Source organism: Shouchella clausii (genome assembly GCF_002250115.1).
GTDB lineage: Bacteria > Bacillota > Bacilli > Bacillales > Bacillaceae_D > Shouchella > Shouchella clausii.
The window spans coordinates 3,470,219-3,482,603 of record NZ_CP019985.1; the positions used below are offsets into that span (position 1 = coordinate 3,470,219).

The 12,385-nt window shown below is 47.0% G+C and carries 9 protein-coding genes; all 9 read left to right on the forward strand.

Annotated elements, in window-relative coordinates:
* The first annotated feature begins 17 nt into the window (after nucleotides 1–17).
* The 9 genes from rseP to BC8716_RS16960 all read left to right on the forward strand — a co-directional run bounded on the left by rseP (nucleotide 18) and on the right by BC8716_RS16960 (nucleotide 12,361).
* Nucleotides 18–1,274, forward strand: coding sequence for an RIP metalloprotease RseP (gene rseP, locus BC8716_RS16920; RefSeq protein ID WP_094427599.1), 1,257 nt, complete (start codon nucleotides 18–20; stop codon nucleotides 1,272–1,274).
* Between the two features lie 34 nt (nucleotides 1,275–1,308).
* Nucleotides 1,309–3,009, forward strand: coding sequence for a proline--tRNA ligase (locus BC8716_RS16925; RefSeq protein WP_094427602.1), 1,701 nt, complete (start codon nucleotides 1,309–1,311; stop codon nucleotides 3,007–3,009).
* Between the two features lie 60 nt (nucleotides 3,010–3,069).
* Entirely contained in the window at nucleotides 3,070–7,362 is a 4,293-nt protein-coding gene (locus BC8716_RS16930) for a PolC-type DNA polymerase III (protein ID WP_094427604.1), read from the forward strand.
* 200 nt (nucleotides 7,363–7,562) lie between these two features.
* Nucleotides 7,563–8,033, forward strand: a complete 471-nt coding sequence (gene rimP, locus BC8716_RS16935) for a ribosome maturation factor RimP (RefSeq protein ID WP_094427607.1) — start codon at nucleotides 7,563–7,565, stop codon at nucleotides 8,031–8,033.
* Nucleotides 8,034–8,063: 30 nt separating this feature from the next.
* Nucleotides 8,064–9,170, forward strand: a complete 1,107-nt coding sequence (gene nusA / locus BC8716_RS16940; RefSeq protein ID WP_011247074.1) for a transcription termination factor NusA — start codon at nucleotides 8,064–8,066, stop codon at nucleotides 9,168–9,170.
* A 21-nt stretch (nucleotides 9,171–9,191) separates the two neighbouring features.
* Nucleotides 9,192–9,467 (forward strand): RNase P modulator RnpM, encoded by a 276-nt coding sequence (gene rnpM, locus BC8716_RS16945; RefSeq protein WP_094427609.1) that lies wholly within the window; start codon nucleotides 9,192–9,194, stop codon nucleotides 9,465–9,467.
* Nucleotides 9,464–9,772, forward strand: a complete 309-nt coding sequence (locus BC8716_RS16950; RefSeq protein WP_094427611.1) for a YlxQ family RNA-binding protein — start codon at nucleotides 9,464–9,466, stop codon at nucleotides 9,770–9,772. The genes rnpM and BC8716_RS16950 overlap by 4 nt, the downstream gene beginning before the upstream one ends.
* 13 nt (nucleotides 9,773–9,785) lie before the next feature.
* Entirely contained in the window at nucleotides 9,786–12,083 is a 2,298-nt protein-coding gene (gene infB / locus BC8716_RS16955; protein WP_094427613.1) for a translation initiation factor IF-2, read from the forward strand.
* Entirely contained in the window at nucleotides 12,083–12,361 is a 279-nt protein-coding gene (locus tag BC8716_RS16960) for a DUF503 domain-containing protein (protein ID WP_094427615.1), read from the forward strand. Before infB ends, BC8716_RS16960 begins: the two co-directional genes overlap by 1 nt.
* The last annotated feature ends 24 nt before the right edge of the window (nucleotides 12,362–12,385 follow it).

Consider the following 12,385-nt stretch of genomic DNA (forward strand, 5'->3'; position numbering starts at 1 on the left):
GAGAGGCGGTATCGTTTTTGAATACATTACTTGCTTTTATTGCGATATTTAGTGTGCTTGTCTTTGTCCACGAATGGGGCCATCTCTACTTTGCCAAAAAAGCGGGGATTCTTTGCTATGAATTTGCCATTGGCATGGGGCCAAAACTGTTTGCCTTTGAGCGAAATGACACGATTTACACCATTCGTTTATTGCCGATTGGCGGTTATGTTCGTATGGCAGGCGAAGAGCCTGAGCAGCCAACGATCCGGCCAGGCTATGAAATTGGACTGGTGCTTGACGAGAAAGATACCGTTAAGGAAATTATCGTCAACAACAAGTCAAAACATCCAGAAGCACAAGTCGTGCAAGTGGAACGGATTGATTTGGTCCATGACTTGTTTGTGGAAACGATTGACGAAGACACTGGCGAACTTGTTCGTTATCAAATTGATGAAAAAGCGTTCATCGTTCAAGATGAAGTGGCGCAAATCATTGCCCCATGGAATCGCCAATTTGGCTCAAAACCACTGCCAAAAAGGGCGATGGCGATCTTTGCTGGGCCGTTGATGAATTTCATACTTGGTTTTGTGATTTTACTCGGCTTAAGTTTGTACCAAGGTGTGCCTCTTAGCTCAGAAATTGTTATTAATGTGGAGAACTCGCCCGCAGAAGCAGCTGGTCTTCAAGACGGCGACGTTATTACAGCGGTCAACGGTGTAGAAGTTGATTCTTGGAAAGAAATGACAACAGAAGTCAAGAAATATCCTGGTGAAGAAGTGAGTATTGATTATGAGCGCAATGGAGAAGCGATGCAGACGAATGCCACTCTTAGCCAAGTCGAAGTGTTGCCTGATGAGTACGAAGGCTTTTTAGGTGTGAGTGGTGTAGCTGAGTTTTCATTGCTTGGTTCTTTACAGTATGCAGGAAATGAATTTATAAACATGGCTACATCTATTTTTGATACGCTTGGTTTAATTTTTACTGGCCAGTTTTCCCTTGATTACATTTCAGGGCCAGTTGGCATTTATGATATTACAGACCAAGCCGTTTCATTGGGCATCCAAACTGTTATATTCTTTGCTGCGCTGTTAAGCATTAATCTAGGCGTCATCAACTTAATGCCGATTCCTGCCCTTGACGGCGGACGTCTCATGTTTTTAGCCTATGAGGGGATCCGCGGCAAGCCTGTTTCGCCTGAAAAAGAAGGCGCGATTCAGTTTATCGGCTTTGCCCTCGTGATGTTGTTGATGATTGTAGTGACATGGAACGATATAAGTAAGCTGTTTTCATAATGAGACAATTGCATAAGAAAGGGAAGTGTGTCACTTGAGACAATCTACTTACTTAGCCCCGACAATGCGGGATGTGCCTGCAGACGCAGAGGCGATTAGCCACCAGCTCATGCTGCGCGCAGGAATGATGCGGCAAATTGCCGCAGGCGTTTATGCGTACTTGCCGCTAGCAAAGCGGACAATCGCGAAAATAGAAGCGATCATCCGCGAAGAATTAGATGCCATTGGTGCCCAAGAATTGACGTTGCCGAGTTTGCACCCAGCTGAACTTTGGCAAGCTTCTGGCCGTTGGGAGGCGATGGGTGATGAGTTAGTGCGCTTAAAGGATCGCCATAACCGCGATTTTGCCCTCGGCCCAACACATGAGGAAGTCATCACCTCTTTAATTAAAGATGGAATTGCTTCTTATAAAAAATTGCCACTTTGCGTCTACCAAGTTCAGACAAAGTTTCGCGATGAGCGGCGGCCTCGTTTCGGTTTGCTCCGTGGGCGTGAGTTTATCATGAAAGATGCCTATTCGTTCCACGACTCGCCGGAAAGCCTTGATGAAGCATACTGGCAAATGCATGGCGCCTATAGCCGCATTTTTACGCGAGTTGGCCTCGAATTTCGGCCTGTGATTGCCGATTCCGGGACGATGGGTGGCAAAGATACGCACGAATTTATGGCGCTTGCAAGCGTAGGGGAAGATACTGTCGTCTATTCCGATGGATCTGATTACGCAGCCAACTTGGAAATGGCAAAAGCTGCGCTGCCAGAGGCGCCAAGTGTACAAGCACATGGCTTGCTTGAAAAGAGAGCAACGCCGGAAGCAAAAACGGTCGACGAAGCCGCTGAAGCACTAGGTTTTGATGCCGATGACATTTTTAAAGCGCTTGTTGTTGTTGTCGATGACGTGCTATCCCTTTTTATCTTGCGTGGCAACGATGAGCTTAACGAAGTCAAAGCATTGCATGAACTTGGCGCAAAAACGTTGCGCATGGCGAGTGAAGAAGAAGTCGTTGCCGCTTTCGGCGCGACTCCTGGATCAATTGGTCCTGTAGGCGTAAAGGATGTGCCGATTTATGCCGACTACCGGATTCGCAGCATGGAGCGCATTGCGTGCGGAGCCAATGAAACAGGCTACCACTATGTAAATGTCGGCCCAGGCCGCGACTATGAAGTGACCGCTTATAAAGATTTGCGCACTGTGCGCGAAGGCGATCCGTCTCCAGACGGCAAAGGGACATTGCGCTTTGCTGAAGGAATTGAAATCGGGCAAATCTTTAAACTGGGTACCCGTTACTCTGAATCACTCGATGCGAAATATTTAGATGGCCAAGGAAAAGCGCAGCCTTTTCTAATGGGCTGTTATGGTATCGGCGTATCGCGGACGCTTGCCGCTGTGATTGAACAGCATCATGACGAGGCGGGCATTGTTTGGCCGAAGGCAGTGGCGCCGTTCGACGTCCACTTATTAGCGTTAAATGTGAAAAATGAAGACCAGAAAACACTTGCTGAACAGCTATACAGCGACATTCGCCAAGCTGGAATCGACGTATTGTATGATGATCGGCCAGAACGGGCAGGCGTTAAATTTAAAGACGCTGACTTAATTGGCTTGCCAGTACGGGTAGCCGTTGGCAAACGGGCCGGAGAAGGCATCGTCGAAGTGAAAGTCCGCAAAACGGGCGAACAGCTAGAGTTGACAGCTAGTGAGCTAGTTCGTTGGCTTAACGATTTTTTACGTGAATAATGCGGGAATGCAGGCTGGCTAGTCGTCAGCCTGTTTACGCTTTAGCAAGGAGTGAAACAAATGAGCCAAGCGAAAGAGACGAGAAAAGAGCGCCTTCAACTATTGCTTGACCAGCTGCAAATTCCAGATGACGGCCGTTCCCATTTTCAAGACGGCTATATTGAAAAACTAGCAATCTCAAAAGAACAGAAAGTCTGGCATTTTTTCATTCGATTAGAACGGTTGCTGCCAGCCGAATGGTGCGAACTGTTTAGAGGGCGTCTCGCCCAGACGTTTCGAGAAATCGCCAATGCACGTTGCTCATTTGCATATGCCAACAGCGAGACGGATGAATCAGTATGGCGCAGCTATTGGCCTCTTATCGCCAACGAATTGGCGCGTGTCTCTCCACCTCTTGCTGCTACGTTGCAAAAGCAAGCCCCGACAGTCAATGACAATAAGCTGTCTTTAGTAGCGCAAAACGAAGCGGAAGCAGAAGCGATAAGGCGAAAGCTTGCCGATCCGTTTAAAGACATATGCGGCCAGTTTGGCTTGCCTGTATTGCCCCTTGCAGTCGCCGTACAACAATCACAGGAAGCTTATGATGAATTTGTCCGCAAACGTGCTGAAGAAGACCGGTCAAAAGTGGTCGAAGCGATGTTGGAAAAACAACGGGTTGAAGAGGAAATGGCGAAGCAAGTAAAACAAGCCAACTTGTCTATGGGTTATCCCATTAAAGATGAGCCGACGCCGCTCGAAGCGATTGTCGATGAAGAACGGCGCATTACCATTCAAGGCTATGTGTTCGCAACAGATATTCGCGAGCTCCGCAGTGGGCGGACATTGCTAACCTTTAAAATGACAGATTACACCGATTCGATTTTAGTGAAAATGTTTTCCCGGGATAAAGAAGATGTGCCGGTTATGCAAGCGGTCAAAAAAGGCATGTGGTTAAAAGTGCGAGGCGGCATTCAAAACGATACATTTGTCCGCGACCTCGTTATGATCGCCAATGATTTTAACCAAGTAACGCCAAATGTCCGCGAAGATACCGCTGAACAAAAACGAGTCGAACTTCATACCCATTCGACAATGAGCCAAATGGATGGCGTCGTTTCTGTTGGCAGGTATATCGAGCAGGCTGCAAAATGGGGCCATCCAGCGATTGCCATTACGGATCACGGCGTTGTCCAAGCGTTTCCAGAAGCATATGGCGCTGCCAAAAAGCATGACATTAAAGTGATTTATGGCATGGAGGCAAATGTCGTTGATGATGGCGTACCAATTGCTTACAACTCAGACCATCGTCACTTGCTCGAAGAAGAGTATGTCGTCTTTGACGTGGAAACGACCGGTCTGTCGGCTGTCTACAATACGATCATTGAGCTTGCTGCCGTCAAAATCAAAAACGGCGAAATCATCGATACATATGAATCGTTTGCAGACCCAAAAGAGCCTCTGTCAGCAACGATCATCGAATTGACAGGGATTACCGATGACATGGTCCAAGGCGCTCCTGAACCTGCTGAAGTGCTGAAGCAATTTCGTGAATTTGCCGGCGATGCCACGTTGGTTGCCCATAATGCGAGCTTTGATATTGGCTTTTTGAATGTCGGTTATAAAAAACTAGGCTTTTCAGAAGTCACAAACCCAGTCATAGACACGTTGGAGCTTGGCCGTTTTCTGTACCCAGAATTAAAAAACCACCGCCTTAATACGTTATGTAAGAAATTTGACATTGAGCTCGTCAGCCATCACCGCGCGATTTATGATACACAGGCAACGGCGTATTTGCTTTGGAAAATGGTCAAAGATGCAGCGGAGAAAGAAATTGTTTACCATGATGAATTAAATAACCATATGGGGCAAGGGAATTTTCACCGCCAACGGCCGTTCCACTGTACGCTGCTTGTCACATCGCAAACAGGGTTGAAAAATTTATACCAGCTCGTGTCCATGTCCCATGTTGATTACTATTTCCGGACGCCACGGATCCCTCGTTCCCAGTTAAATAAACATCGCGAAGGGTTGCTAATCGGTTCTGCTTGCGATAAAGGTGAAGTCTTTGAAGGCATGATGCAAAAATCAGCCGATGAGGTGGAGAAAATCGCTGGTTTCTACGACTTTTTAGAAATTCAACCGCTCAGCAATTATGGACACTTGATTGAACGGGAACTTGTAAAAGATGAAACGGCATTGCAAGAGATTGTCGCCAATATTGTTGCTCTTGGCGAGCGGCTAGGGCTGCCGGTTGTGGCCACAGGAAATGTTCATTATTTAAACGAGGAAGATGCGATTTACCGTAAAATATTAATTGCTTCCCAAGGGGGGGCCAATCCCCTTAATAAGCAGAAGTTGCCGGACGTCCATTTCCGGACAACAACGGAAATGCTTGAAGAGTTTTCCTTTCTTGGGGCAGAACAGGCAGAGAAAGTGGTTGTCGCTGCTTCTAATGACATTGCCGCACAAGTTGGTGATGTCCGGCCGATTCCAGATGACTTATATGCTCCTAAAATTGAGGGCGCTGACGACGAAATCCGGAATATGAGCTATGAACGGGCCAAGATGATTTACGGCGATCCGTTGCCGGAACTTGTAGAAGCCCGTTTGCAAAAAGAGTTAAAAAGCATTATTGGCCATGGTTTTGCTGTTATTTATTTAATTTCCCATAAGTTAGTTAAAAAATCGCTCGATGATGGCTACCTTGTTGGCTCACGGGGGTCTGTCGGTTCTTCGTTTGTGGCAACGATGACGGAAATTACCGAAGTGAACCCGCTGCCGCCTCATTATGTATGCCCGTCATGCAAGCATTCCCATTTCTTTGATGACGGCTCTGTTGCGTCTGGCTATGACTTGCCTGATGCTGAATGCCCGAAATGCGGCAGTATGTATATAAAAGATGGACAGGATATCCCGTTTGAAACGTTTCTTGGGTTTAAAGGCGACAAAGTGCCTGATATCGACTTGAACTTTTCAGGTGAATACCAGCCTCGCGCCCACGCCTATACAAAGGAATTGTTTGGCGAAGACTACGTGTACCGCGCCGGGACAATTGGCACGGTAGCGGATAAAACAGCATACGGCTATGTGAAAGGCTACCAAAGCGACCATGATTTGCTCATGCGTGGGGCAGAAATCGACCGTCTTGTCGCCGGCTGCACAGGCGTTAAACGGACAACAGGCCAGCACCCAGGTGGGATCATCGTTGTTCCCGATTATATGGATATTCATGATTTTTCGCCGATCCAATACCCGGCCGATGACAAAAATGCAGAGTGGAAAACGACACATTTTGACTTCCATTCGATTCATGATAATTTGCTTAAGCTCGACATTCTTGGACACGATGATCCGACGGCGATTCGCATGCTTCAAGATTTAAGTGGAATCGATCCAAAAACGATCCCGACGGATGACCCAGACGTGATGAAAATATTTGCTTCACCAGATGTGCTCGGTGTAACAGAAGAACAAATACTGTGCAAAACTGGTACGCTCGGCATTCCTGAGTTTGGTACCCGTTTTGTTAGGCAAATGCTTGAGGAAACGAAACCGAGCACCTTTTCTGAGCTGTTGCAAATTTCCGGGCTCTCCCACGGGACTGATGTTTGGCTTGGCAATGCCAATGAGCTCATTTACAATGGCACTTGCGAACTGAAAGATGTCATTGGCTGCCGTGATGACATTATGGTTTACTTAATTTACAAAGGGCTGGAATCGTCACTCGCTTTTAAAATCATGGAGTTTGTCCGTAAAGGCAAAGGCTTGCAGCCTGAATGGGTCGAAGAAATGAAAAAGCATGATGTGCCTGATTGGTACATCGATTCATGCACAAAAATCAAATACATGTTCCCGAAAGCACATGCGGCTGCCTATGTGTTAATGGCTGTGCGGATTGCTTATTTTAAAGTGCATCATCCGATTTTGTATTATGCAACCTATTTTACAGTTCGTGCCGATGACTTTGAACTGGACATTATGATCAAAGGGGCAAGTTCGATTCGTGCCAAAATGGAAGAAATCAATGCGAAAGGGCTTGACGCTTCCCCGAAAGAGAAAGCTGTTTTGACGGTGCTCGAGCTCTCACTAGAAATGTGCGAACGTGGCTTCGGTTTTCATAAAGTTGATTTATATAAATCATCGGCAACAGAGTTCATAGTCGATGGCGATAAGCTGTTGCCACCTTTTAACGCGCTGAACGGCGTCGGCACAAACGCAGCACTAAACATCGTCAAGGCCCGGGAAAATGGCCACTTTTTGTCAAAGGAAGACTTGCAGCAGCGGGCAAAACTGACGAAAACGGTTGTCGAGAACTTGTCTGAACACGGCTGTCTAGAAGGTTTGCCAGAGTCTAACCAGCTATCATTGTTTTAAAGACGGGCCTGCCTTGCAAGCGTAGTGCTTATGTGGTACAATCATTTATGGTAATAGTTAGCATACGATGATGGAGAAAAGAGTGGGGGCCCCCACTCTTTTTGTTCGCATTGCGGGTTCGGCGTTAAAAGCGTCTCCCGTTGTGTATGCCTGTTCTAGAAGCGGATACGTTTTTAATGATGTAAAGGAGGAATTGGCGATTGAGTAAAAATGTTTCTCGTACCGTAGAACAACTCGCAGAGCCGATTGTCCGCGAACTTCATTTGGAACTCGTGGAAGTAGAATATAAAAAAGAAGGGCCTAATTGGTATTTGCGTGTGTTTATTGACGCAGACAAAGGGGTCAACTTAGATGATTGCGAAGCTGTGAGTGAAAAGCTGAGCGAAGTCTTAGATGATGTGGACCCGATTAAAGAGGCGTATTTTCTAGAAGTGTCATCCCCTGGGGCAGAGCGGCCGCTAAAAAAAGAAGCGGATGTAAAAAAAGCAGTCGGCAAAGGTGTGTACGTGACAACGTATGAACCAATCGACGGCCAAAAAGCGTTTGAAGGCGTCCTTGTATCATTTGAAGACGCCACGCTTGTTATTGAAGGAAAAAACAAAACAAGAACAGTGACCTACACCGTGCCATACGCGAAAGTGGCAAATGCGCGGCTGTCGATCCTGCTCTAGTTGCAAGCGAAATAAGGGAGGTTCCTTTCCATGAACAGCGAATTTATGGAAGCTTTGTCAACACTGGAAGCAGACAAAGGCATCAAAAAAGAAGTCATTATTGAAGCAATCGAAGCTGCGCTTATTTCTGGCTATAAGCGCAACTTCGGCCAAGCGCAAAACGTGCGCGTTGATGTGAATCGGGACAATGGCAGCATCCGCGTGTTTGCCCGCAAAGTAGTCGTGGAAGAAGTGTTTGATAAACGCTTGGAAATTTCAGAAGCGGAAGCACAGCGGATTAATCCACATTATGAAGTCGATGATATTGTCGAAATTGAAGTCACGCCAAAAGACTTTGGCCGAATTGCTGCACAAACGGCGAAGCAAGTAGTCACGCAACGTGTTCGTGAAGCAGAGCGGGGCATCATTTATTCTGATTTTATTGACCGTGAAGAAGATATTATGAACGGCATTGTCCAACGTCAAGACCATCGCTTTATTTACGTTGACTTAGGGAAAGTTGAGGCGCTTTTGCCTCTGTCCGAGCAAATGCCGAATGAAACGTACAAACATAATGACCGCATCAAAGCATATATTACGAAAGTCGAAAAAACGACAAAAGGCCCGCAAATTTTAATTTCCCGCACGCATCCTGGGCTCTTAAAGCGTTTGTTTGAATTAGAAGTGCCGGAAATTTACGACGGCACAGTGGAAATTAAATCGGTATCTCGCGAGGCAGGGGACCGCTCGAAAATTGCCGTCCACTCCGACAACCCTGAAGTCGATTCAGTCGGAGCCTGTGTAGGCCAACGGGGCCAACGGGTACAGACAATTGTCGACGAACTCAAAGGCGAAAAAATTGACATAGTTGAATGGTCAGAGGACCCAGTTGTTTATGTGGCCAATGCCCTAAGCCCGGCAAAAGTAATGAAAGTCAATGTGCTTGAAGGGGAAAAAATGACACAAGTCATCGTCCCTGACTACCAGCTGTCTTTAGCAATCGGCAAACGAGGCCAAAACGCACGACTGGCTGCTAAGCTGACGGGCTGGAAAATTGATATAAAAAGCGAATCAGAAGCCCGCGAGCTTGGCCTTCTTGATGAGGAAAATGAAAATGATGAGTTAGAAGAATTCACAAATGAGGAAAATGAACGTTAAGAGCAGGAGGCGGAAAATCGCATGAAACAACGGAAAGTACCGCTGAGAAAATGCATTGTAACCAATGAAATGAAACCAAAGCAAGAACTTGTGCGGATTGTACGCACACCTGAAGGCACAGTCGAATTGGATCCCACTGGCAAAAGGAATGGCCGCGGCGCTTATTTGACGAACAGTGAAGATGTGTTTCACACGGCTAAAAAGCGCGATAGCCTAACGCGCCATTTGCAAGTGCAAGTGACCGGAGACGACTATGACCGCTTGATTGCAGAGCGGGTGAAGGTGAAAAAACGGTGAGCAACGACAAAAAGCTGCTCTCGCTCCTTGGCTTATGTCAACGTGCCGGACAGCTTGTTACAGGGGAAGAATTGGTTCTTGCCGCGATTCGCAAACAGGAGCTGTCAATGGTGATCCTTGCTGGCGATGCTAGCAGCAATACCGAAAAGAAAATCAAGGACAAATGCGGCTATTATAAAATCCCAGTCTATCAAACGAGCGACCGTTTTGCGCTTGGGCAAGCGATCGGTAAAGAAACGCGCGTTGCAATAGGCGTAAGGAGTGAAGGATTTGCGAAGAAAATCGCCGCATTACTGAGCCAATAATGGAGGTACGTATATGTCAAAAGTGCGAATCTATGAATACGCAAAGGCAAATAATGTTCAAAGCAAACAACTAATCGAAAGTTTAAAATCAATGGGTGTGGAAGTGTCGAATCATATGTCAGCAATTGATGAAGAAACATTAAACAAAGCGAAGCAAGCCGGGAAGCCTGCCGCTGCAAAAGGGCATGGATCCACTAGTAACCAAAAGCAAAATAGCCAAAATAAAAACCAAAACCAACGGCCAAACCAAGGGCAAAAGCAACGCCCACAAAACAACCAGCAAAACCAAGGGCAAAAGCAGCGCCCGCAAAACAATCAGCAAAACCAATCTCAAGGCCAAACCAAACGCCCAAGCCAAGGCAGCAATAACCAAAGTGGCGCCGCAAAATCGCAAGCTGGGAAACCAAACCAAAACCGTGGCGGCAATCGTCCTGGTGGCCAAGGCCGTCCAGGCAGCAACAACCGCCGTCCAGGGAATAACCAAAATCGCCGCAACCACGGCAACCGTGGCGGAAAGCGTCGCCCACAGTCAAAAGTCAATCATCAGCAAATGCCGCTGCCTGAAAAAATTACAATTTCAGGTTCGCTTACGGTCAGCGAACTCGCCGCTAAGCTCCATCGTGAAGCCTCTGAATTGATTAAGAAATTAATTGGTCTTGGTGTCATGGCTACCATTAACCAGGAGCTCGACAAAGATACGATTGAATTGTTGGCAGCTGATTATGGTGTGGAAGTTGAAGAAGAAGTGATTGTGGATGAGCTCGATATTGAGTTGTATGATCGTGAAGATAAAGAGGAAGAATTAAAAGAGCGCCCGCCAGTTGTGACAATTATGGGCCATGTCGATCACGGAAAAACAACGCTGCTTGATTCAATCCGTAACACGAAAGTGACTGCGGGGGAAGCAGGGGGCATTACTCAGCATATCGGCGCTTACCAAATTGAACACTCAGGTAAAAAAATTACCTTTTTAGATACACCAGGTCACGCAGCCTTTACAACGATGCGGGCCCGTGGCGCGCAAGTGACGGACATTACGATTCTTGTTGTGGCTGCTGACGATGGCGTTATGCCGCAAACGAAAGAAGCGATCAGCCACGCGAAAGCGGCTGAAGTGCCGATTATTGTCGCTGTCAATAAAATTGACAAGGAAACAGCAAGTCCAGATCGAGTGATGCAAGAGTTAACGGAGTTTGAGCTTGTCCCAGAAGCTTGGGGAGGCGACACGATTTTTGTCAATGTTTCAGCTTTGACGGGTGAAGGCATTGATGAGTTAATTGAAATGATTTTACTCGTTGCTGAAGTTGAGGAATTTAAAGCCAACCCAGACAAACTTGCGACGGGCACAGTTGTTGAAGCACAGCTTGATAAAGGGCGCGGCCCAGTTGCCACACTTCTTGTCCAAAGCGGTACGTTGAATGTCGGGGACGCAGTCGTTGTCGGCAGCACCTATGGCCGCGTGCGGGCGCTTGTTAATGATGTAGGACGCCGCGTCAAAACGGCAGGACCGTCTGCACCAGTAGAAATTACAGGCTTAAACGAAGTGCCACAAGCTGGGGACCGTTTCCAAGCATTTGAAGACGAGAAAAAAGCCCGCCAATTAGGCGAAGGGCTAATGGCCCGTTATCGGGAGCAAAACTTAACGGCATCGTCAAAAGTAAGCTTGGATGACTTGTTTAACCAAATTCAGCAAGGGGATGTCAAAGACATTAACGTCATCATCAAAGCCGACGTCCAAGGATCAGTTGAAGCGATGAAAGGGTCGTTGGAAAAAATTGATGTGGCAGGCGTAAAAGTCAATATCATCCACACTGGCGCTGGTGCGATCACGGAATCAGACATTATTTTGGCGTCTGCTTCCAACGCGATTGTCATCGGGTTCAACGTTCGCCCTGATGTGAACGCCAAACGTGTGGCTGAAGCGGAAAACGTCGATATTCGTCTCCACCGTGTCATTTACAACGCGATTGACGAAATTGAACAGGCAATGAAAGGCGCCCTTGATCCTGAGTTTGAAGAAAAAGTCATCGGCCAAGTGGAAGTACGGACGACATTTAAAGTTTCGAAAGTCGGCACGATCGCCGGTTCTTATGTAACAGAAGGAAAAATCACCCGCAATTCTTCTGTCCGTTTGATTCGTGACGGCATTGTCATTTATGAAGGCGAACTGAACGCTCTTAAACGCTACAAAGACGATGCCAAAGAAGTGCAAGCTGGCTATGAATGCGGGATTACGCTTGATAAGTTCAATGACATTAAAGAAGGCGACATGATTGAAGCGTATGTCATGGAAGAAGTGAAACGCGCCTAATGATGGCCTGTGTCCGCTGCGAGCTGTTCATCTATGAGGCACAGTCACTAAAGGATAAACGATCCGTTTTGCAAAGCGTGCTTCGCAAAGTGAGGCAACGTTGCAATGTTTCAGCAGCAGAAACAGGGTACCAACAAACTTGGCAACGCGCAGAGCTTTCGCTTTGCGCAGTTGCTGCTAGTAAAAAAAGCGCAGAAGCTGAACTATTACGCGCATTGGCGATAATTGATCAGGCAGAAGCGGCAGAGCGCACATTGACCAACTGGGAGTGGGCGTGATTCCCATTAGTAGAGGTGATCGAT